Source organism: Bacillus pumilus, assembly GCF_900186955.1.
In the GTDB taxonomy this organism is placed as follows: Bacteria; Bacillota; Bacilli; order Bacillales; family Bacillaceae; genus Bacillus; species Bacillus pumilus.
In genome coordinates, this window is sequence record NZ_LT906438.1 from 1,170,389 (window position 1) to 1,191,312 (window position 20,924).

The following is a 20,924-nucleotide window of genomic DNA, read 5'->3' on the forward strand; positions in this document are numbered from 1 at the left end:
GCCCTCTCATAGCAGCAAGGTGGAAAAGGAGAAGAATTCATGAAATTTGCAGTTTCTTCGAAAGGGAATTCTGTATCTGACACACTCAAAAGTAAAATTCAGACCTACTTATTGGATTTCGGGATGGAACTCAATGAAGAGGAACCCGATCTTGTCATTACGGTTGGTGGAGACGGCACCCTTCTTTATGCGTTTCACCGTTATAGCGACCGTCTGAATGAAACAGCTTTTGTCGGTGTTCATACAGGTCATCTTGGTTTTTATGCTGACTGGGTGCCAAGTGAAATTGAAAAACTCGTTTTAGCTATTGCGAAAACCCCTTATCACATTGTGGAATATCCGATCTTAGAAGTCATTGTCAGATACAACGATGGCGGCAGAGAAGAGAAATATTTAGCCATGAATGAATGTACGATTAAAAGTATGGAAGGGACACTTGTGGCAGATGTTGAAATTAGGGGTCAGCTGTTTGAAACATTCAGAGGTGACGGTCTTTGTCTGTCTACGCCGTCTGGCAGTACAGCCTATAATAAAGCACTTGGGGGCGCCATTATTCATCCTTCCATTAGAGCCATTCAGCTGGCAGAAATGGCTTCAATCAACAACAGAGTGTTTCGAACGGTCGGTTCGCCGCTTATTTTACCAGACCACCATACTTGTGTCATTAAACCGAGGAATGATGTCGATTTTCAGGTAACCATTGATCATTTGACGCTGCTTCATAAGGACGTCAAATCCATTCAATGCCGGGTAGCAGACGAGAATGTCCGCTTTGCCCGATTTAGACCATTTCCGTTTTGGAAAAGGGTGCAAGATTCCTTTATCGGAAAAGGTGAATAAGAAAGAGGTCGTTCTCGCTGGAATACTTTACACTAAACAAAACCATGACAGCCAAAGAAGAAGGGCAGCTTTTAAAGGATTATTTAATAGATCTTGGTATTTCGAAAAGAATGCTGACAGATATTAAATTTGATGGCGGTGATCTTCTCATTAATGGGGAGCATGTGACTGTGAGATACAAGCTGCATAACGGAGACAGGCTTACCATTTTATTCCCAGAAGAAAAAGTGAGTGAAGGGCTAAAGCCTGCTCCGATTCCGCTTGATATTTTATTTGAGGATGATCACGTCCTTGTGCTGAATAAAAAGCCATATATCCCGTCCATTCCTTCTCGGGAGCACCCAGAGCACAGTATTGCGAATGGATTGCTGCATCATTATGCAGAGCAGTCTGTTCGGCTGACGGTTCATTTAGTGAACCGCCTTGATCGTGATACATCAGGCGTCATGCTTGTCGCCAAGCATCGCTTTGCCCACAGTCTTTTATCAAAAGCGCAGAAAAGTGGAGCGGTCAAACGAACATACAGGGCGTTTACACATGGCATGATCAGAGAAAAGCATGGAACCATTCGTGCAAAAATTGCCCGAAAAGGGGATAGTATCATTGAGCGAATGGTCAATGAGACTGGACAGGAAGCTGTGACGCATTTTACAGTGCGAGCGGTGGACGCTGAGTTGAACATGTCAGATGTGAGGCTAACACTTGAAACGGGGAGAACCCATCAAATTCGTGTTCATATGCAGTATCTTGGTTACCCGCTCATCGGAGATACGTTATATGGCGGAACGAATGAGCGAATGAACCGGCAGGCACTGCATAGTGAGACTCTTGTTTTTCCTCATCCGATGACTGGGGAGGAAATGACATTCTCGGCTCCGCTCCCTGAAGACATGAAATCATTGCTGCTTTAAATAGAGAAACCCGGCTACCTGCAAGCGCAGGACCGGGTTTTTTTATGATGTGAAATGCTGAAACCTTGAATCGTCATAAGGCATAGAGGAAGGAACAGAAACCGTTTCAAGCTCAGGATATTTAAGGGCAGACAGCCGGTGGCCAAATACACAGCCTGTATCAATGTTGACAGTTCTGCCAACGAATCGCGGTTCTTTCACTGGTGTATGTCCGTAGACAATCCATGGTTTTCCGCGATATTCCTTTGCCCAATCCTTCCGCACAGGTCGCCCATCCGGCCACGTTTCTCCTGTGACTGCGCCAAATAATAGATAGGATCGCATCTGTTTGTTCGGCTTTCTTCCAATGTCCTTTTCCTTCATCGCTGCGTGAGCAATCATCAGTTCATCAGGAATAAGTACATCGTAAAGCGGAGCCTTCTCAAATAGCTGCTTAAATTCATGTGACAATTTGGTTTGTTCATGAAGGGGCAGCTTTTTTATTTCGTTCACTGTGGTTTCAATGCCATGAAGTAATTTCACCGGATTTCCTTTTAAATAGCGATAAAGCTTAAAGCAATGGTTGCCAGGTACGTAGCGGATCGCGCCGTGTGCGTAGGCATGAATGACAAATCGCATGACATCTACTGACTGAGGTCCTCGATCTGTTAAATCACCGACAAGTGCTAGCGTTCTCTTATCAGGATGGACGGGTAATCCATGTTTGAATTCGTATCCTAGTTTGTGTATGAGGGCAAGCAGCTCTTCGTAGCAGCCGTGGATATCACCAATGATATCAAATTTCATAAGATTTCCTCCTGATTTTTCTCATCCATTCATCGGGGTTAAAGAAGTTTGAATTTTAGAACATATAACGAATGGCTTTCTTTTCATTTAGGCAATTGTTAGAATCAATGCTTTAACGTAAACCTTAAAAGATTAAACATCAATGTTAGGAGGCTTTAGCCAATGGAGCATACATCTGTTTCATCACTCGTTGTCGTTATTATTGTCGCCTTTTTCACCCCACTTTTATTGCACCGATTTAAGCTGACCATTCCGGTCGTTGTTGCTGAAATCATCATGGGGCTCATCATTGGAAAAAGCGGTCTTCAACTGGTAGTTGAACATGATGCATGGTTAGATACGTTATCCATGCTCGGTTTTATTTTTCTGATGTTTTTAAGTGGACTTGAAATAGATTTTTCTTCTTTCGAGTCAAAGAAGAAAGCACGAGAACTACCAAATGGTCTAAAAGAACCGAATACGTTTAAAGCAGCCACTATTGTTTTTCTTGGCGTATTTAGTATTTCTTTTATTCTGTCCTATGCGTTTGTCCTTGCAGGGTTTATCCAAAATGCCTTTTTAATGACGCTCATTATATCGACGATCTCATTAGGGGTAGTGGTTCCCACCTTAAAAGAGGAAAAATTGATGCAGACGAATATCGGTCAAATCATCTTGCTTGTCGCTGTCATTGCGGATTTGGTGACGATGATTTTACTTGCTGTATTTTCCTCCATTTATGGCGATGGTACAGGGAATATGTGGCTTCTGCTCTTATTATTTGCTGCGGGCATCCTTCTTTATTTATTTGGCCGCGTATTTAAGACAAAGTCAATTTTTCAGTCCATGTCAAAAGGGACCGTGCAAATTGGGACAAGGGCGATCTTTACTCTCATTATAGTCTTAGTTGCTTTATCTGAATCACTCGGTGCTGAAAATATTCTTGGGGCGTTTTTAGCGGGCGTACTTGTGTCCCTTCTTTCGCCGAATAAAGAGCTTGTCCAGCAGCTGGATTCATTTGGCTACGGATTTTTGATCCCCATCTTCTTTGTGATGGTCGGAGTGGATTTGAATATATGGGCACTGTTCAAGGACCCAAACATTATGATCATGATCCCGCTGCTATTTATTGCATTACTGATTAGTAAACTCATCCCGATTCTTTATTTGAAAAAATGGTATGACATGAAAAAAGTGATCGGCTCTGGCTTTTTATTAACATCGACATTATCACTCGTCATTGCAGCTGCGACGATCGGGGAGCGGCTCGGAGTCATTGATCATAAAATGTCCGGCGCGCTAATTTTAGTCGCGATACTCACGAGTATTTTAACGCCAGTTTGGTTTAAAGCACTGTTTAAAAAAGAACAAGCTGTGAGCCATAAAAAACGTGTGACCTTTATTGGTGCAAATCAGCTGACCTTACCTGTCACACTCGATTTACATCAGGATGAATATGATATTCGAATTTTGCATGTCTTTCAAGAAAATAAAGAAGCGATGCTCGCCGACACCATCTTTGAAGTCGAATCAATTGAAGAGTACGACGATGAGACGCTGCGAAAGGCAGGCGTTGGCCAGGAGGATGTCCTCGTCGTCGCAACAGGCAGTGAGACGAAAAATAAGGAAATTGCTTTATTTGCAAAGGAAGAAGGAGCAAAACAAGTCATTGCGAGTGTGAGCAAAGCTGAGGCAGAGCTAACATTGAAGGAAGCGGGCATTGATACGTTTTCTAATTTCCTATCATCTAAAACGGTGCTAAGAGCCTTGATTGAAGCACCGGATGCGATTCGATTATTAACAAATGAGGATACTTCCTTGTATCAAATTCAAATGAACAATCATCGCTACCACAATGTCATGCTGAGGGAATTTCCGTTTACCGGCGATTTGGTCTTTGTCCGTATTTTCAGAGGGATAGACAGCTTAGTACCACATGGAGATACGACGCTTAGAAGTGGTGACCGTGTGCTTGTGTCGGGCTCTCGTGAGTATGTAGCAGGACTTAGAGCCCAATTAGAGTGAGAATGAACCCTTGACCAATGAACAATTCCTGATTAAGATAGAAGTACAACATCATATATTTGATCCACTAGGGGAGTCCTTTAAAAGGGCTGAGATAAAAGTATCGACTTTTAGACCCTCATTACCTGAACAGGTTCATACCTGCGTAGGGAAGTGGTGCGGTTTTTGATTATGCTTTTTACAAATTCCAAGCCACTTTCCATACGGAAAGTGGCTTTTTTATATGGAAAAACAGGAGGAGAGAAACATGACATTTTCAACTGAATGTAAAGAAGCAGCAGCACCATGGTGGAATGGAAGCTTTACACACCCCTTTGTGAAAGGGATTGGCGATGGCACGCTGTCACTCGATCGTTTCACGTATTATGTGATGCAAGATTCATATTATTTAACTCATTTTGCAAAGGTGCAAGCATATGGAGCGGCAATTAGTGAGGACTTACATACGACGGGCAGAATGGCGTATCATGCGCAGGGAACGTATGAAGCAGAGCTGTCGCTGCATAGAAAGTTTACAGAGCTTTTAGAGATTTCAGATGAAGCCATCGAGAACTTTAAGCCTTCTCCCACTGCATATGCGTATACGTCTCATATGTACCGATCTGTGAAAAGCGGACGATTCGAAGAGATATTAGCTGCGTTATTGCCGTGCTACTGGCTTTATTATGAGGTGGGTGAAAAGCTGAAACAAACCACACCTGACCATCCGATTTATCAGGAATGGATTTTGACATATGGAGGGGATTGGTTTAAGGAACTTGTCTTTGAACAAGTCAACCGCTTTGATGAACTAGCCGAAAAAGCACCAGAACATGTACGGGCCAATATGAAAGAAAATTTTGTGATTTCAAGCTATTACGAATACCATTTCTGGGAGATGGCGTATCAAAAAGAAATGTGGCAAACAGCATGCTTAGATGGGGTTGGTGCAAATGGAACTCCACGCAGTGACAAATGATTCGCTTCCTGCGGGTGAGCTGATCAAACAAATAAAAAACATTGCACCTGAAGTGGATTTTATTCATATCCGGGAACGGTCTAAAACAGCAAGTGAGCTTGTTGATCTCGTGAAAGGTCTCCTTTTAGAAGGTGTACCGAAAGAGAAGCTCATCATCAACGACAGAGTAGACGTTGCACTGCTCACCAATATTCACCGGGTACATCTCCCGGGCCATAGCTTTTCGCCAAAAGAGCTGCGGCAAAAATTCCCTCATCTTCATGCGGGCGTCTCTGTTCATTCGATTGAAGAAGGGAAAGCAGCTGAGAAAAATGGAGCAGAGTATGTCATATTTGGGCACGTATATGACACCACTTGTAAACCAGGACTTCAGGCAAGAGGCGTACAGCTTGTGAAAGAACTGACATCTCTACTATCTATTCCAGTCGTGGCAATCGGTGGTGTGACACCTGACCGCATTCCAGAATTGAGACACGCGAATGTGAAAGGGATTGCTGTCATGTCTGGAATTTTTACTCATCATCAGCCGCGCAAGATGGCACAAGCATTTTCTAAACAAGTAAAGGAGCATCCTTATGAAGAAGCATTATGATGTGGCAATCATTGGTGGTGGAATCATAGGGATGTCCATTGCCTATCACCTTGCAAAAGCAGGAAAGCAGGTCGTCTTATTTGAGGCGAATGAGGTAGGGAAGCAAACGACAAGTGCGGCTGCTGGGATGCTTGGTGCACATGCTGAAGGAGAGGGTCATGAGGATATTTTTTTTCAAGTAGGCAGAGCAAGCCAGGCATTGTACGAAAAGTTAAAAGTCGATCTACAGCATGAATCTGGCATTGATATTCGAACATCAGCGGGCGGTATCATGAAGGTAGCCTTTACCGAAGAGGAGAAACAAGCACTTTGCCGGATGCAGCATTTGTCTTCATTTGAGTGGATGGACGCAGGCAGCGTAAAAAAATGCATGCCTCAAATGGCAGAGAATATCCTAGGAGCAGGTTTGATTAAAGAGGATGTTCATGTCGAACCTTATGCGGTATGCCGAGCATTTTGGCAGGCGGCGGTCAGGTACGGGGCAGAAGTGAAAGAGTGTACACCCGTGATCGAAGTGAAGCGGGAGAAAGAAGCGTTAGCAATTAGAACAACGATGGGAACATTCACATGTGATGAACTAACTGTAGCAAGTGGTGTATGGTCTGGCCATTTTTTTGAAGAGCTTGGATTATCTCATTCTCTTTATCCAGTAAAAGGGGAATGTGTGTCTGTATGGAATCATGGTCCAGCACTCCAACACACCATTTACCATGATCATTGTTACATCGTTCAACGAGATAGCGGCAAACTGATCGTTGGCGCAACGATGAAGCCAAACGAGTGGCAAACTGTTCCAACGCTTGGCGGTATCGAAGCTGTTATTCAAAAGGCGTCACAGCTGATGCCTTCGATCAAGGAGATGCCGATTGATCAGTGCTGGGCTGGCCTTCGTCCGGCGACAAGCGACCAGCATCCCTACATCGGAAGACATCCAGAAGATCGGCGTATTCTTTTTGCTGCTGGTCATTACAGAAATGGTATTTTACTTGCTCCGATTACTGGAAAGATCATTCGCGACCTGATATTAGGTGAACCGGTCAAAAAAGAATGGCTTCACGCATTTCGTATTGACCGAAAGGAGGCACTGTTTGTATGAAAATTCAATTGAATGGCAGAATCGTTGATTTCGATCAAGAGAATGGAACGATCTATGACCTGCTATCAGACTATCAGCTTGAAAATCGAGTAGTGATTGTGGAAAAGAACCAAGAAATTATTGATAAAGAAGCGTTTCAACAAGTGAAAATTCAACCTAATGACACGATCGAAATCGTTCACTTTGTAGGAGGAGGATGACAACATGCTGCATATTGGCGGAAAAACATTCACATCTAGATTATTACTTGGTACAGGGAAGTATCCATCATTTGAAGTTCAAAAAGAAGCCGTGAACGTATCAGAAGCAGAAATATTAACCTTTGCTGTGAGAAGAATGAACATTTTCGAAGCATCTCAGCCAAACTTTTTGGAGCAGCTTGATTTATCAAAATATACGCTGCTTCCGAATACAGCTGGTGCTAGTACAGCGGAAGAGGCAGTTCGTATTGCTCGATTAGCGAAGGCTTCTGGACTGTGTGACATGATCAAGGTAGAAGTCATTGGCTGCTCAAGGTCTCTTCTGCCAGATCCAGTCGAAACGTTAAAAGCATCCGAAATGCTACTCGAAGAAGGATTTATCGTGCTGCCATATACATCTGATGATGTGGTACTGGCAAGAAAATTAGAAGAGCTTGGTGTCCATGCCATCATGCCAGGTGCTTCGCCGATTGGTTCAGGGCAAGGCTTACTAAACCCTCTGAATCTCTCATTTATTATCGAGCAGGCAAAGGTACCGGTGATTATTGATGCTGGTGTAGGCTCTCCAAAGGATGCGGCTTATGCGATGGAGCTAGGGGCTGACGCTGTATTACTGAACACCGCTGTGTCAGGTGCAAAGGACCCTGTGAAAATGGCAAAAGCCATGAAGCTGGCGATTGAATCAGGAAGGCTAGGCTTCGAGGCGGGACGTATTCCTTTGAAAAACTACGGGACAGCAAGCAGTCCGCAGGAAGGAATGCTGGCATTTTGAGCACACGTTATTCACGCCAAGAGCTCTTTCAGCCAATTGGCACAGAGGGACAAAAGCGGTTAAATGACTCAAAGGCCGTCATTATTGGCGCAGGAGCGCTTGGAACAGCTAGTGCGGAAATGCTCGTTCGTGCTGGCGTTGGATCTGTCACCATTTTGGATCGAGATTATATTGAATGGAGTAACCTTCAGCGTCAGCTGCTTTACACAGAGCAAGATGTGCAGGATCGGCTGCCAAAGGCCGTGGCGGCTGAAAATAGACTCAAACAGATAAATAGTGACGTGCAGGTCAAAGGAATCGTCGTCGATGTGACCGCTGAACAGATTGATGAACTAGTCAGCGGCGCTTCAATTATTGTCGATGCAGCGGATAATTTTGAGGTGAGAATGATCGCTAATGATGCTGCTGTCAAACATCAAATTCCATTCCTTTATGGAGCTTGCGTTGCCAGCTATGGTATTCAATTTACTGTCATTCCTGGGGAAACACCGTGTTTACACTGCCTGCTTGAACATTTACCCGCACAAGGCATGACATGTGATACAGCCGGTATCATTAGTCCAGTTGTGCAGCAGGTCGCATCATATCAAGTGGCAGATGCCCTGAAGTGTTTAACAGGTCATCAAGTGACGCCAATTTTAAGATCCTTTGATTTATGGACCAATGAGCGGTCTGACATCCGATCAACCAGCTCTTTAAAGAAGAAGCAATGTCCAAGCTGCGGACTGAAGACATATCCTTTTCTCTCCTATGACAAGAGAGCGAAAGCAGATGTACTATGCGGCCGCAATACGGTCCAAATCCGCAGTGCAGCCGAAACCCCGCCGCCATTAAACGAAGTGGCTCTTCGGTTAAAGAAAGCAGGGATGGATGTCCTTGAAAATCCGTATTTGCTTTCCTGTCAAAAGGATGAATATAAGCTTGTCTTATTTAAAGACGGCAGAGCTCTTGTCCATGGCACAAATGATATGGCAAAAGCAAGAACCATTTATCATCAATGGATTGGCTAATGAGAGGTGTGATGAAATGACGATCAAAAAAGCATTCACAATTGCAGGTTCTGATTCTGGCGGCGGAGCAGGCATTCAAGCTGATTTAAAAACCTTTCAGGAGCTCGGTGTGTTCGGAATGTCTGCGATCACAGCGATTACAGCACAAAACACACTAGGTGTTCACGGAGTATATCCGCTTTCAAACGAGGCGTTAGAAAGTCAAATTGATGCAGTGGCAGAGGATTTACTGCCAGATGCCGTCAAAACAGGAATGCTGTGGAGCGCAGACATGATCAGGATAGTTGCTGATAAAACGGTTCAATATGACATGAAGCTCATTGTCGATCCAGTGATGATCGCAAAAGGAGGCGCTTCTTTATTAAATGAAGATGCGGTCTCAGCGTTGAAAACACACTTGCTGCCTGTCAGCTATGCCGTAACGCCGAATCTCCCTGAAGCAGAAGTACTGACAGGCATGCATATTCAGACAAAAGAGGATCGCTATCTAGCAGCGGAGCGTTTATATGAGCTTGGTACGAAACATGTCGTGATCAAAGGCGGTCACGGTCCATCTGGCGGGAAGATTACAGACCTATTGTATGATGGAAAAGGCTTTATAGAAGTCACAAACGAACACATTGATACCCCGCATACACATGGCACAGGCTGCACGTTTGCAGCGGCATTAACAGCTGAAATTGCGAAAGGATCCTCCATGAGGGAGGCTTTTGACACAGCAGAAATCTTTGTCCATGAAGCCATCAAGTTCCCTTTGAATATTGGGGCTGGACACGGACCTACCAACCATTTTGCTTATCAGCAAAACCGGCTCAAACGATGAGAGAATCGAACCGTCTTCATTTGCGAGGACGGTTTTTTGATGAAAAAGAAACTTTCTTTCTGCGGAAATTGTCATTCTCTCATGATCTGTGATAATATTATGATCAGGTACTAATACTATGTCTTGAAAAAATAGGAGGCTTTATTACATATGAACTTTTCTTTAGAAGGCCGTAATATCGTGGTAATGGGTGTTGCCAATAAACGAAGCATCGCTTGGGGAATTGCCCGCTCACTTCACGAAGCTGGAGCTCGTTTGATTTTTACTTATGTTGGAGATCGTCTTGCTGAATCTGTAAAAGAACTTGCAAGCACACTTGAGCGCGATGATTCAATCATTCTTCCATGTGACGTGACAAGTGACGAAGAAATCGAAAAATGTTTCGCTACAATTAAAGAAAAAGTACAAGTCATTCATGGCGTTGCGCATGCGATTGCATTTGCAAACAAGGAAGAGCTTGTCGGTGAATACTTAAACACGAACCGTGAAGGTTTCCTTTTGGCGCACAACATTAGTGCATACTCTTTAACAGCTGTAGCAAAAGCAGCACGTCCATTGATGACAGAAGGTGGAAGCATTGTCACGCTTACATACCTAGGCGGAGAGCGTGTGGTTTCTAACTACAACGTAATGGGTGTAGCAAAAGCAGCACTTGAAGCAAGTGTGAAATACTTAGCAGCTGATTTAGGCGCAGAAGGTATCCGTGTGAATAGTATTTCTGCTGGTCCAATTCGTACGCTGTCTGCAAAAGGCATCAGTGGTTTTAATACCATTCTGAAGGATATTGAAGAGCGTGCACCGCTTCGCCGTACAACGACTCCTGAAGAAGTTGGCGATACAGCTCTATTCTTATTCAGTGATCTATCACGCGGCATGACAGGTGAGAATCTGCATGTTGATTCTGGCTTCCATATCATTGCTCGCTAACCAATTAAATGATTTGCAGCATACCGAATAAGGGTATGCTGTTTTTTTATTTTTCTTCTGATTTGAGGCGTCCGCTCATATATATAAGGAATGAATCATTCGGGAGGGATTAGTATGTCAAATAAAGGTGATGAGAACCAGAAGCCACTTATGTATATTGTTCAGCCGAGCTATGATGAATCAATGCCGGCCATGCAAAATATTGTGAGAAAGCGAAAGAAATCAGAAAAACCACAAGAAAGTCCTAAGAGTGAAAAAGATGTGATCGAAGAAAGTATACACGAGGAACCCGTGGCTCAAGAAATCGAGAAGAAAAAAGAAGCCGAGCCGCCTGCGCGTCAGCAAGAGCAAAACATGATGAGAGAAGCAGAGCTTACCCAAGAAGAAGACATCACAAAAGAACCAGAGCTTACTCAAAAAAAAGACATCACAAAAGAACCAGAGCTTATACAAGAACGAAAACCTCAGCGAGAAGAGGAGAAGCCGCCAGAAGGCGTTTTTCATGAAACAAAAGAAGAACCTAGAAGAAAACGAGTGAAAAAGCCTTTAAGTCAGATGAGCATTGACGAAAAAGTCGATTTTCTCACAAGCCTGCCTCATAATATGCCAAGAGCCCTTTGCCTAATTGAAGCTGATGGTAAAACATATAGAGGGATTATCATGGATCGAAAAGAAGATACAGTGGTCATTCGAACAGCGGGCGGGGGAAATCCAGTTGAATTAGCAATAGATGAAATTTCCTCGATTCATCCGCTTGGCTTTTAACGAATAAAAAAAGTCCCATAGAGGGACTTTTTTTGTTAGCAGTTACGGTTGATGAGTCGTGGATTTAAGCACTCGATTGCGCAGAAGCAGTCAAGATCTACTTCAATGCAATACTTCGATTTTTCTAATCGGAACACATCACATACGGAATCTTTATCTGTAAAATCTAAAATATGACGGTCTTTGTCAAATGCGATAAGCAAGCTGAGTGTTGCGCAGTGATCACAGATATGTTCGACTCTGAAAAATGCAGTGCTGAAGCAAGGGCCTGCATCTACTTCTCCGACGTTTCCGAATGCGACGAATGGTTTTGATTTGGATGTAAAGAGAACAAACGGGACAGTGTCACCTAATGAATGAGATGAAGAAAGGAGATTACTGTAACAGCTAGTCGGGCATTCTTCTTCGACGGCATTTTGTAAGTCGTTAATGTTTTCAACAGCCTCTGCTACACAGCTCCATGAATGTTTGCGGCTCATATTCAACCCTCCTATACTAGGAATTTTGTTTGAGTGTTTGAGCACTGTCATCATCTACAAGCTATCTTTGCCGGCTGATACTTCTACTTTCAATCAATGCGGCAGCGGCAGCTCTTATGCTGACTGCTCCGCATGATTGACTGTCATTCGTAAGGAAGGGGATGCTTTGACTCATGACAAGTTAGATCAACGGCCGGTTGATTTAGCCGTGGTGATGATGCTTTTTATCTTTCGATGGCATGACTCTGTCGACAAGCTCTGGGTTTAAGCATTGGATTGCGCAGAAGCAGTTTAGATCAACCTCAATACAAAAGTCCGTTTTCTCTAAACCAAAGAAGTCAGGGTCACAAGGGTGACACACGCTTAGCGTATGTCCGTGTACATCAACAGGTCTTAATACAGATAACGTAGCACAGCAGTCGTGTAATTTTTCAACCCGGAAGAAAATGGATTCGAAGCATTGGCAATCGTCAACAAATCCTCCAATGTTTCCGAAAGTAGAGAACAATCCGCCCTTTTTATCGAAAAGTAAAAACGGAATCGTATCTTTTCCAGAAACGGTTGGGCTTAATAAATTACTGTAGCAGCTCGTAGGACATTTATCTTCTACGGCTTCCTGCTCTGCTAAAATCTTATCAACCGCATCGCATACACAGTTTTCATCATGTCGGCCATGGTGTTTTCCGCAGCTCATGGATTTCAGCTCCTTTAACAAGGTATTTGACTTTAGTCCTTAACAACATATGTATGCGCCCTCTAGTTGGTGTGGGTAAATGACCATTTATATTTGTTGTATTTTTATAAAAGGAAAAGCAGAGCTTTTCGCTCTGCTTTTGGACATTAGAGGATACCGATTGCAACGATTAGCGCAGCTAAAATTTGTACAAGCGCTTGAACTGAAACTGCTACATCTGCATCGACTGTTGTAACACTTACATCTCGAGAATTTTCAATGACAAGTTTTTGACGGTTTGCTTGTTTAGATGACGTTAACTGTACTAGATCTTGTGCGATTTCATCAGCTAAGTCATTGTCAGCAATCGAAATGTTAATAATTGCAACTAAGGCCAGCTGTATCGCTACTTGAATAGAAACTGCGATTTGAGCATCAACTGTAGAAACATTGATATCGCAAGAATCCCTAATAATGATGACTTCTTCTGAAATTTGCTTATTTTGCGAAAATTGCTCCGCTATTTGTAAAACGTTTTCGTCATCATCACAATGGTCATGACATACAGGCTTTCTATCGAAGTGATGGTGGTGTTCTTGATGTGTACAGTTGCGATCAAGTGCTACCCATGAATAAGGTTTTGATTCCATATTCTCTTCCTCCTCTCGTTTACTTTATTAAATGCGAAATATTGATTTTGGATTGAGGCAAATACCTTGATATAAGCACCCATTTTTATTCATTGTTGTTTTATTCAGTCTCCTTTCGCTGATGAATACGATGTCTCAATGTGTTTGTTCTTTTTCCACGCCTAGTTTTTGAATCAGTTGCTTCTGGTTGTTGAGCAACTTGAGTTTCTTCTTGACGTTTTTTTTCTTTCTGTGATTCAACAAAATCATTTGCCTTCTTTTGAAGGTCTTCAACTAATTTTAAAATATTTCTTTTTTGTTCATCATCTAAAGGGCGTCTATTTTCTGCTGTAATGTTGTACTTATTTAAAACATCACTGACAAGCAGGCTGGTTAAAGGGTCTACATTTGTATCAATATTGTAATCTTGTTTTTTATTATTTTCAGACAAGCTATTTCACCTCTTTCATACATGATGTTAGAAAAAGAAAGGGTCAAAGAATGCCGGCTTCAACTAAGAGTACATTCAATGTTTGAGTGAGAATTTGGACGGAGTTCATAATGGATGCATCAGTTAATGTAATCGTGATGTTATGGCAATTGATGATTTGAATCACAGTTTTCTTTTGGACTGTCACTTGTTGTGTGGCTAAAATCTGATCTGTGATATCTGCAGCCAATTCATCGTCTGGTACAAGAAGCTGGATTAAAAGAGTAATGATTGTCGTTACGGTCGCTTGAAGGGAGAGTGCGGCTGTTACATCTGTTTTATGAATTGTGACATTTTCGGAATCTTTGATCTCAATGAAATCATCATAATTGCTGATTAATTCGTTTAACAGTTGTGTGTATAATAAATCAGCACTTTCTTCAATAGACAATACTTTCACTCCTTTCTTATCTATACATTATTTAATGCAGCAGAGGCTCAAGGTGGAATCGGAAAGTGTGAAAAAGTACAACCCAATTTTATTTCTGCTCGATTCATCATGGCGGTCTTTCTTTTTGCATATATAAAGAAAGGACGCAAAAAAGAAGAAAGAAGGAGGTGGAGGCTCCTGAGCGGTGCTTTGTCATTTGTCGTGTTTGCCCTCGCATCCTTTAGACTGACGAGGCTCATTGTGTTTGATACCATTACTGCTCCTTTCCGCCGTTTATTTCATGAAGAACAAGAAGAGGTCAATGAACAAGGTGAAGTAGAGACATATATCATCATTAAAGGTAAAGGGCTGCGGTCTTGGGTAGGAGAGCTGTTAAGCTGTTATTGGTGTACTGGCATGTGGTGCACTGCTGCTTTACTTCTGATATACATATTATTTCCTGTCATTAGCATGTGGCTTAATTTACTATTAGCGATTGCCGCAGCAGCAGGCATTATTGAAGCGATCGTCTCAAAGCTGGTGAAATAAACAGGCATTCTGATCAGACACGCTTTTAAAAAATGCATATACTATCATGGAATAGGAAAGGAAGGGTTGCGATGAAACCAACTGAAACGCCGTCACATACGCTTCAAGGTTATCCAGCGCAGTCAAATCAACAATCTGTTTATACGAAGAAAATTAAAAAAGCAGGCTGCGGCTGTGGAAACAAAAAGAAACCTCAATAAAGGAAAAACAAAAGCCGGATTTATCCGGTTTTTTTGTTGCCCTTTTTTTGAGTGATGCATATGTAAGAGAGAAGGGGTGACCAGAATGGATGCATTCGAACAATTAATCGGTTCCTTGTTCACTAACCCCCATGATGGGAAAGAGCAAGCGCATGAAAAGGTTGAAATGGATCTAACGGATAAAGCGAAGGATCTTGAGGAGCATTTAAAAGCATTTGGCGTGAAAATGGATGCTTTTGCGAAAGAAACAGAAGCATTCATGATACGTCATGGAGAGGCAGATTACGTCTTTAAACAGCAGAAATAAAAATTCCGCACTTTTTTATGTGATCGTCCAAACCATTTGTTGTATTTTTCATATTTTGTAAGGGAGAAGAGGAGGTGCTTATATATGAGTTGTTACGGTTACGGTGGCGGTTCTTGCGGCGGCTACGGCGGAGGTTATGGCGGCGGATATGGATCAACATTTGTTCTTGTCGTTGTGCTTTTCATCCTTCTAATCATCGTTGGTGCTTCTTTCTTTAACTAAACAGTAAGAAGGTGAGGGAAGCAATAGGGGAGCCTTTTGCTTTCCTTTCTCTTTGGGCAAACAAGGCTTTAGGATAGGCACATATCTCGCCTATTATCATATAGTAAGGTGATTACTCCACAAAGAGGAGGCAAATGAATGGATAATAAATTCTTTAAAAGCGTTGAAAATAAAACGGGTGTGAATATGAACGATGTTTTTAAGCTTGCAGGTTCTTTGCAAAATGCCAACTTTAAAGATGAAGCAACGGTTCGAGGCGTCATTAAAAAAGTAGCGCAGCTTGCGAATAAACGTGTACCGAAAGAAATGGAAGACAAAATCGTTCAATCGATTACAAGTGGAAAAGAAAAGCTTGATTTCAATACCATCGCTAAAATGATGAACAACAAAAAATAAACAACAGGCTCTCCGCTTAGAGGGGGGCCTGTTGTTTTTCTGCGAATAATTCTCGGTTTTTCTTTAGAAGGGGATACAAAAAGCGCGAGCGATGAGCGGTTTTTCCTCGTCTAAATGATGGAACCGATAGATAAAGAGATTGTTCAGCTCTTGTCATAGCCACGTATAATAAACGGCGCTCTTCTTCCAAGGCTTCTTCTTCACCGTTTCTGAGTTCATCGAGTGAGAAATCATGAGGCAGTGCTCCGTCGACAACGCAAGTGATGTACACCGTTTGGAATTCCAGTCCCTTTGCACGGTGAATCGTCATGAGCTGAACACCTGGTTCGTCTGTTTTTTCCTTTTCGGCAGACTTCATATGTTCGGCGTGTGCGAGAAAGGCTTCAATCGTTTCAAAGCGTTTGGCGGCGGTTTTTACATCTCGTACATCATCAGCCCCTTTTTCAAGTACATTCGTATCATTCACTCGTTTTTTTAAGTAATCACCAAGTCCCATCTTTTGTTCAATAAACGCCACAGCGTCAGACGGCTTTAAATTTCGTAACGTGCGGAACAGAGGAACAATGGATTGCAGCTTTTTCTGTTGAAACGGCTGAATATCTGTTAGTTTTCCGAGTGCGTCGACCATTGAACAATCTTCCGTGATGGTCAGTGCCTTCATTGTGTTTAAGGTCTGCTGCTTTAAAAAGAAAACCGGAAGCAGCTGTTTCATAGCAGCCACATCATCAGCATCCTGACTTAAAGAGAGAAAGGCGAGAAGAACCCGAACAATTCGTCTGCTGTAGAAGGCTTTGACACCAGATTCCGTCTCATACGGAATCGCGGATTGATGCAGACGCTCATAAATCGCGCGGCCTCCCGTATTGGTGCGAAAGAGCACGCAGATATCACTAGGCTTTGCGCCGTTTTTGATTTTCTCCTGAATGTCTGCCACGATCATGGTCGCTTCCTCTTCCTCGTCATATGGATAAAAGAGCGTAGGTGGGATTGTCTCCGAACGGACGGCTTTTAACGTTTTCTCATAACGATGCTGATTTTTCTTAATAATGGCATCCGCACTTGCGACAATTGTATGATGCGACCGGTAATTGGCATGTAAGTGGACAATCTGAGCCGAAGGGTAGTCCCGTTTGAATTCAAGAATGAAAGCAGGGTTACTGCCCCTAAACGCATAAATGGCTTGATCATCATCACCGACACAAAATAGCTGCTCAGTTTCTCCAGCTAATAGCTGAATCAATTGATATTGAACTGGATTTATATCCTGAAATTCATCCACCAAAATATACTTGAACCGTTCTTGATATCGTTTCAGTAGTTCAGGCTGTTCTGTCAGCATGTGCAAGCAGGCAATGGCCATGTCATCAAAGTCAAATTGCTGATTGTCTTGTTTTTGCTGTTCATAAGATTGATAGATCGTCCACATGTGTTTTTCTTTTTCATCCTTCAAATCAGGAAGCTCGCCTGGTAAAAAAGCATTTTTCCAAAAGCCGATCGATTGCAGGACTTGATCGGTAGGGTAGTTTTTTTCATCTAGTCCTTCATTCATGATGGCTTTCCGAATGTACTGTTCCTTCTGCCAATCAAACTTGATCAGGTGCTGGCCGTTCCATTTGTTTGCGTCATCGTGAAGCAGCATTTTATAAAAAAGACTGTGGAAAGTGCCTGTCACCACTTGGCTTGCTTGTGATGGGTGAAGCTGATATTGCTTGCGCAGTCTTTCTTTCATTTCACTGCTGGCTTTTGTGGTGAAAGTCACGAGTAAGATATGGTGAGCAGGAATATGATGATGTGACATGAGATAAGCCGCTCTTGCTGTCAGGACTCTTGTTTTCCCGCTGCCAGCGCCAGCCAGCACTAGCATCGGACCGTCTTTATGTGTGACAGCTTGAAGCTGTGGTGTACTAAAGGTGATATGCGGAAAGAGATCGATGGTATGTGCTTGTTCATTCTCTTCTAAATGTATCGCATCACTAAATTGAATCGACTTTGGTTCCTGCCAGTCATATGATTCATTCGTTTGCGAGATGATTTGTTTACCTGTTGGAAAACGGAAGCCCCCAAGTTCTTTATAAGAAGCACTTTCCTTTTGTTCTGCGTGTTTTTTCTGATCTTCTTGTTCTTCTGCTTGTTCACACAGCTCTTGCTGAGACATATGTTTATGAATAAAGGCAGGTTCTTCATGTATATTTAATCTGAAAAAGACTGGTTGTCCGCAATATGGGCAGAATAAGTGCCCTTTTTTTCCCTCGTCATGGAGGAATTGATAATGTTCTCTCGAATACGTATGTAATGAGATTGTTCGATCATGTCGTCGTGCGCATTTCAAAGCTAGTCCTCCAATAGTTAATCAATCTTAAAAAGAAACACATCTAATCATATCAAATGAGACGTGTTTCAAACAGTCATAATTAGGGAATAGTAGAGTAGAAGAGAAGCAAAGGAGGCGTTCTTGATGGGATATATAGCCCCGATTCAGCCGGATCTGTATTTTCAATATATCAATCGTCCTGCTCCTCAGGATAAAGAAGACTACGCGAAAGTAACTAAGGTTACTCGCACCTTTCATGACAAGATATACAGAGAGCTGGAGAAAAAAGAGGACTTAGTGACAGAAGCGGAAACGAAAGTACAACAAAAAAAGCGGGAACGCTTTGTACGAGATATGTTTATGGAGGAAGGTAAAGGCGTTCATATTAATACGTATATATAAATGATTGCGCTTTCTTCCATTGACGAACGATGATAAAGAAAGAAAAGCCAGGGCATCATGAATGCTCTGGCTTTTTCTTTTGGTCAAACAGACAGTGTTTTTGTCATTTTGACATGTGCGATTCCTGCTTCTTCAAACGGTTCAGATACGGCTTTGTAGCCTTTCTTTTCGTAGAAAGGAAGAGCTTGGACTTGTGCGTGCATAACCGCTTCCTTCGCTCCATTCGCAATGGCTTCTGTTTCCAGCGCTTCTAATAGTTTGTGGCCAAGGCCGAAAGCGCGCGCCTCTTTTAACACACAAATTCGTTCTAGCTTTGCCTTTGGCCCTTCAATGATCCGCAATCTAGCGGCTGCCTGAGGCTTCATTTCATCGTTATAAATGACAAAATGAATGGCCTCGTCTTCTAGTTCATCTATTTCAATCTCTATTGGGACTTCTTGTTCTTTGACGAATACTTCTTTTCGAACGTAATATGCATCTTCTCGTTGTGTTTGTGCTGTTGCGATGACTGTTTTCAAGTGTACTTAACCCTCTTCTCCTAAAATAAATGTTTCATAGACGGTCCAAGATCCGTTCTCTAATTGATATAAAAGGTGGAAGCGATCCACTGTTTCTTCATGGTCAATCTTTCTCAGCTTTAATGTGCCAAGTACGTCTGAATGCTCATCATCTGATAGTTTTTGAGCCACTGTTACATGCGGAACAAAGGCATATTCAGGTGTACCTTCAAGTGGATCTGCGTACAATCTTTCATTGAGCGCCATGATTTCCTCGTTCGGTTCTACTTTCATATAAATGACGTTGTTTACAGGAGCGAATGAACTGAATTTTTTAATACGTAACGTAATAGGAGAAACATTTTTTGCATACTCTCTTAACGTTGAGACGACCTCAGCCGCTTCTAGATCCGTTAATTCAAAAGGTGTTCTAAGTGTTAAATGAGGCGGTATGAGTGCATAGTTCGGATCATAACGCTTCCGGTAAGAGTTCGCAATATCTTGCAATTTTTTTGATGGAAATATAACAACTCCGTATTTCATCTTGTTCCCTCCTGATTAAGAAAGTATTTATTATTGTTTATTATAACAAAATTCAGTTGATTAACGAATATGGGAGCATTCTTTTTAACGAAGGCGCAATGAGCGGCTGCCAAAACGTCCATTTATGATCCCCTTCGAATGTCTCAAATAAATAATCCGCACCTGACTGTTCAAGAAGTGCCTTTAAATCGTCGTTTGGCTGAATAAAATCAAGCACTTGGCCATCTGTCGTTTTCACAGCCGTTTCTTCCAGTCCAATTTGATGGATAATTGCATAATGAGAAAGGGCTGTCGACTGTTTAACAGCTTCTAAGACTGACTCATCAACGTAAGGTGACTGCAAAATGAGTCCGCCAAATAAAGAAGGATAATCAATCGCTGTCATAAGAGAAATTGTAGCACCTAGTGAATCACCAATAAACGTGCGACCTGAGCCAATTTGATAGGTTGGATAATGCGTATCAATATAAGGGACAAGTTCATTTGCTAAAAAGCGTTTATACGCTTCAAATTTTGTGCCGTCTGGATGATACGTATTCCGTCTTTCCGTGACATTTTCATAAGGAACACCAATGATAATGGAGCGTTCCATTTCTTTGTTTTGCATCAATTCTTCTGCCTGTCTGCCTATTTTGCCTAAGCGGAAATAATCATGACCATCCTGGGCAATGATGACATGATATGTATAAAGGGGGGAATAATTGACTGGCAAATAGATCAAAAGGGTCACATCCGCCCCAAGTTCTTTTGAATGTAATGTTTCTTCTTGAATAATGCCTGTTTTCTTCACCATAATCCATTCCTCCAGCTAACCGATTTCATCACAAAGTGAAACGTTTCCATTCATTGTAACATGAAAAATAGCGTTGTTCCTATATGCTAACATGCAATCAATTCAGTTAACACCGAATCTGTTATAAAATACAGAAAATTTCAATTAATTGTTCAGATTCCTCTTGAAAAATGAGATTTAATGCGTTACAGTATTAGGAATTAGAACAGACAGACAACACATTCTTATCGTGAGAGGTGGAGGGACTGGCCCTTTGAAACCTCAGCAACCGGTATGCATCACTTCATGTGATGTACCAAGGTGCTAAATCCAGCAAGCAGCTTTTTTGCTTGGAAGATAAGAGGAAGCGATTAAAACCCCTTCTTCTTATGAAGAAGGG

At 42.3% G+C, this 20,924-nt stretch carries 28 protein-coding genes and 2 riboswitches; of the genes, 18 read left to right on the forward strand and 10 right to left on the reverse strand.

The window, feature by feature from the left end; genetic code table 11:
* Positions 1–39: 39 nt before the first annotated feature.
* Together CKW02_RS05800 and CKW02_RS05805 are read left to right on the forward strand one after the other, a co-directional pair.
* Positions 40–840 carry an NAD kinase gene (locus tag CKW02_RS05800; protein WP_003211364.1) on the forward strand — a complete coding sequence of 267 codons (801 nt, stop codon included), beginning with the start codon at positions 40–42 and terminating at the stop codon, positions 838–840.
* A gap of 44 nt (positions 841–884) precedes the next feature.
* The gene (locus CKW02_RS05805) at positions 885–1,751 is read left to right on the forward strand and encodes an RluA family pseudouridine synthase (RefSeq protein WP_003212497.1); all 867 of its coding nucleotides are present in this window, start codon (positions 885–887) and stop codon (positions 1,749–1,751) included.
* 42 nt (positions 1,752–1,793) lie between these two features.
* Here the strand turns inward: CKW02_RS05805 and prpE are convergent, their stop codons facing one another.
* Complete coding sequence (prpE, locus tag CKW02_RS05810; protein WP_003211819.1) at positions 1,794–2,537, reverse strand: bis(5'-nucleosyl)-tetraphosphatase PrpE; 744 nt, start codon at positions 2,535–2,537, stop codon at positions 1,794–1,796.
* 162 nt (positions 2,538–2,699) lie between these two features.
* On the opposite strand from prpE, the gene CKW02_RS05815 reads away from it, so the two are divergent.
* From CKW02_RS05815 to CKW02_RS05860, 10 genes are all read left to right on the forward strand, one after another.
* Positions 2,700–4,541, forward strand: coding sequence for a monovalent cation:proton antiporter family protein (locus CKW02_RS05815; protein ID WP_003210775.1), 1,842 nt, complete (start codon positions 2,700–2,702; stop codon positions 4,539–4,541).
* A 59-nt stretch (positions 4,542–4,600) separates the two neighbouring features.
* Positions 4,601–4,710: riboswitch (TPP riboswitch) on the forward strand.
* Positions 4,711–4,788: 78 nt separating this feature from the next.
* Positions 4,789–5,499, forward strand: coding sequence for a thiaminase II (tenA, locus tag CKW02_RS05820; RefSeq protein ID WP_003211004.1), 711 nt, complete (start codon positions 4,789–4,791; stop codon positions 5,497–5,499).
* Entirely contained in the window at positions 5,474–6,091 is a 618-nt protein-coding gene (gene tenI, locus CKW02_RS05825) for a thiazole tautomerase TenI (RefSeq protein WP_003211366.1), read from the forward strand. The genes tenA and tenI overlap by 26 nt, the downstream gene beginning before the upstream one ends.
* Positions 6,075–7,187, forward strand: a complete 1,113-nt coding sequence (gene thiO, locus CKW02_RS05830) for a glycine oxidase ThiO (RefSeq protein WP_003211712.1) — start codon at positions 6,075–6,077, stop codon at positions 7,185–7,187. The genes tenI and thiO overlap by 17 nt, the downstream gene beginning before the upstream one ends.
* Positions 7,184–7,387 (forward strand): sulfur carrier protein ThiS, encoded by a 204-nt coding sequence (thiS, locus tag CKW02_RS05835; protein WP_003210896.1) that lies wholly within the window; start codon positions 7,184–7,186, stop codon positions 7,385–7,387. Before thiO ends, thiS begins: the two co-directional genes overlap by 4 nt.
* Positions 7,388–7,391: 4 nt before the next feature.
* Entirely contained in the window at positions 7,392–8,159 is a 768-nt protein-coding gene (locus CKW02_RS05840) for a thiazole synthase (protein WP_003212218.1), read from the forward strand.
* The gene (locus CKW02_RS05845; RefSeq protein WP_003211254.1) at positions 8,156–9,169 is read left to right on the forward strand and encodes a thiazole biosynthesis adenylyltransferase ThiF; all 1,014 of its coding nucleotides are present in this window, start codon (positions 8,156–8,158) and stop codon (positions 9,167–9,169) included. Before CKW02_RS05840 ends, CKW02_RS05845 begins: the two co-directional genes overlap by 4 nt.
* 16 nt (positions 9,170–9,185) lie before the next feature.
* Complete coding sequence (thiD, locus tag CKW02_RS05850; RefSeq protein WP_003211519.1) at positions 9,186–9,992, forward strand: bifunctional hydroxymethylpyrimidine kinase/phosphomethylpyrimidine kinase; 807 nt, start codon at positions 9,186–9,188, stop codon at positions 9,990–9,992.
* A gap of 150 nt (positions 9,993–10,142) precedes the next feature.
* The gene (gene fabI, locus CKW02_RS05855; RefSeq protein ID WP_003211867.1) at positions 10,143–10,919 is read left to right on the forward strand and encodes an enoyl-ACP reductase FabI; all 777 of its coding nucleotides are present in this window, start codon (positions 10,143–10,145) and stop codon (positions 10,917–10,919) included.
* A gap of 114 nt (positions 10,920–11,033) precedes the next feature.
* Positions 11,034–11,684 (forward strand): CotO family spore coat protein, encoded by a 651-nt coding sequence (locus CKW02_RS05860; protein ID WP_003211290.1) that lies wholly within the window; start codon positions 11,034–11,036, stop codon positions 11,682–11,684.
* A 35-nt stretch (positions 11,685–11,719) separates the two neighbouring features.
* On the opposite strand, the gene CKW02_RS05865 is transcribed toward CKW02_RS05860, so the two are convergent.
* The 5 genes from CKW02_RS05865 to CKW02_RS05885 all read right to left on the reverse strand — a co-directional run bounded on the left by CKW02_RS05865 (position 11,720) and on the right by CKW02_RS05885 (position 14,355).
* A complete protein-coding gene (locus tag CKW02_RS05865) occupies positions 11,720–12,163 on the reverse strand; it encodes a CotY/CotZ family spore coat protein (RefSeq protein ID WP_003212499.1) in 444 nt (147 codons plus the stop codon).
* 202 nt (positions 12,164–12,365) lie between these two features.
* Complete coding sequence (locus tag CKW02_RS05870) at positions 12,366–12,857, reverse strand: CotY/CotZ family spore coat protein (protein ID WP_003211658.1); 492 nt, start codon at positions 12,855–12,857, stop codon at positions 12,366–12,368.
* 146 nt (positions 12,858–13,003) lie between these two features.
* A complete protein-coding gene (locus CKW02_RS05875; protein ID WP_003212213.1) occupies positions 13,004–13,486 on the reverse strand; it encodes a spore coat protein in 483 nt (160 codons plus the stop codon).
* A gap of 100 nt (positions 13,487–13,586) precedes the next feature.
* Positions 13,587–13,916, reverse strand: a complete 330-nt coding sequence (locus CKW02_RS05880) for a hypothetical protein (protein ID WP_034619991.1) — start codon at positions 13,914–13,916, stop codon at positions 13,587–13,589.
* Between the two features lie 43 nt (positions 13,917–13,959).
* Positions 13,960–14,355: a spore coat protein gene (locus CKW02_RS05885; protein WP_226805033.1), complete on the reverse strand. Its 396-nt coding sequence runs from the start codon at positions 14,353–14,355 to the stop codon at positions 13,960–13,962.
* A gap of 168 nt (positions 14,356–14,523) precedes the next feature.
* On the opposite strand from CKW02_RS05885, the gene CKW02_RS05890 reads away from it, so the two are divergent.
* The 5 genes from CKW02_RS05890 (at position 14,524) to spoVIF (ending at position 15,999) form a co-directional block, all read left to right on the forward strand.
* On the forward strand, positions 14,524–14,874 hold the full coding sequence (locus CKW02_RS05890) for a DUF1360 domain-containing protein (RefSeq protein ID WP_034620057.1): 351 nt from the start codon (positions 14,524–14,526) through the stop codon (positions 14,872–14,874).
* A 71-nt stretch (positions 14,875–14,945) separates the two neighbouring features.
* Positions 14,946–15,074 carry a hypothetical protein gene (locus tag CKW02_RS20565; RefSeq protein WP_003211271.1) on the forward strand — a complete coding sequence of 43 codons (129 nt, stop codon included), beginning with the start codon at positions 14,946–14,948 and terminating at the stop codon, positions 15,072–15,074.
* Positions 15,075–15,159: 85 nt separating this feature from the next.
* Positions 15,160–15,381, forward strand: coding sequence for a hypothetical protein (locus tag CKW02_RS05895; RefSeq protein WP_003211789.1), 222 nt, complete (start codon positions 15,160–15,162; stop codon positions 15,379–15,381).
* 84 nt (positions 15,382–15,465) lie between these two features.
* Positions 15,466–15,603, forward strand: coding sequence for a YjcZ family sporulation protein (locus tag CKW02_RS05900; RefSeq protein ID WP_003212017.1), 138 nt, complete (start codon positions 15,466–15,468; stop codon positions 15,601–15,603).
* A 138-nt stretch (positions 15,604–15,741) separates the two neighbouring features.
* Positions 15,742–15,999 carry a sporulation-specific transcription regulator SpoVIF gene (spoVIF, locus tag CKW02_RS05905; protein WP_003212292.1) on the forward strand — a complete coding sequence of 86 codons (258 nt, stop codon included), beginning with the start codon at positions 15,742–15,744 and terminating at the stop codon, positions 15,997–15,999.
* A gap of 16 nt (positions 16,000–16,015) precedes the next feature.
* On the opposite strand, the gene CKW02_RS05910 is transcribed toward spoVIF, so the two are convergent.
* Positions 16,016–18,328: a UvrD-helicase domain-containing protein gene (locus CKW02_RS05910; protein ID WP_003212356.1), complete on the reverse strand. Its 2,313-nt coding sequence runs from the start codon at positions 18,326–18,328 to the stop codon at positions 16,016–16,018.
* Between the two features lie 126 nt (positions 18,329–18,454).
* Between CKW02_RS05910 and CKW02_RS05915 the strand changes: the two genes are divergently transcribed.
* Positions 18,455–18,712 (forward strand): hypothetical protein, encoded by a 258-nt coding sequence (locus CKW02_RS05915; protein ID WP_003210759.1) that lies wholly within the window; start codon positions 18,455–18,457, stop codon positions 18,710–18,712.
* 83 nt (positions 18,713–18,795) lie between these two features.
* On the opposite strand, the gene CKW02_RS05920 is transcribed toward CKW02_RS05915, so the two are convergent.
* From CKW02_RS05920 to CKW02_RS05930, 3 genes are read right to left on the reverse strand one after another with little or no spacing between them, the layout of a single operon-like run.
* Positions 18,796–19,230 carry a GNAT family N-acetyltransferase gene (locus tag CKW02_RS05920; protein WP_003211517.1) on the reverse strand — a complete coding sequence of 145 codons (435 nt, stop codon included), beginning with the start codon at positions 19,228–19,230 and terminating at the stop codon, positions 18,796–18,798.
* A gap of 6 nt (positions 19,231–19,236) precedes the next feature.
* Positions 19,237–19,752 carry a YjcG family protein gene (locus CKW02_RS05925; protein WP_003210845.1) on the reverse strand — a complete coding sequence of 172 codons (516 nt, stop codon included), beginning with the start codon at positions 19,750–19,752 and terminating at the stop codon, positions 19,237–19,239.
* A gap of 52 nt (positions 19,753–19,804) precedes the next feature.
* On the reverse strand, positions 19,805–20,545 hold the full coding sequence (locus tag CKW02_RS05930) for an alpha/beta hydrolase (protein WP_003211044.1): 741 nt from the start codon (positions 20,543–20,545) through the stop codon (positions 19,805–19,807).
* 221 nt (positions 20,546–20,766) lie between these two features.
* Positions 20,767–20,888, forward strand: a riboswitch (SAM riboswitch).
* Positions 20,889–20,924: the final 36 nt, after the last annotated feature.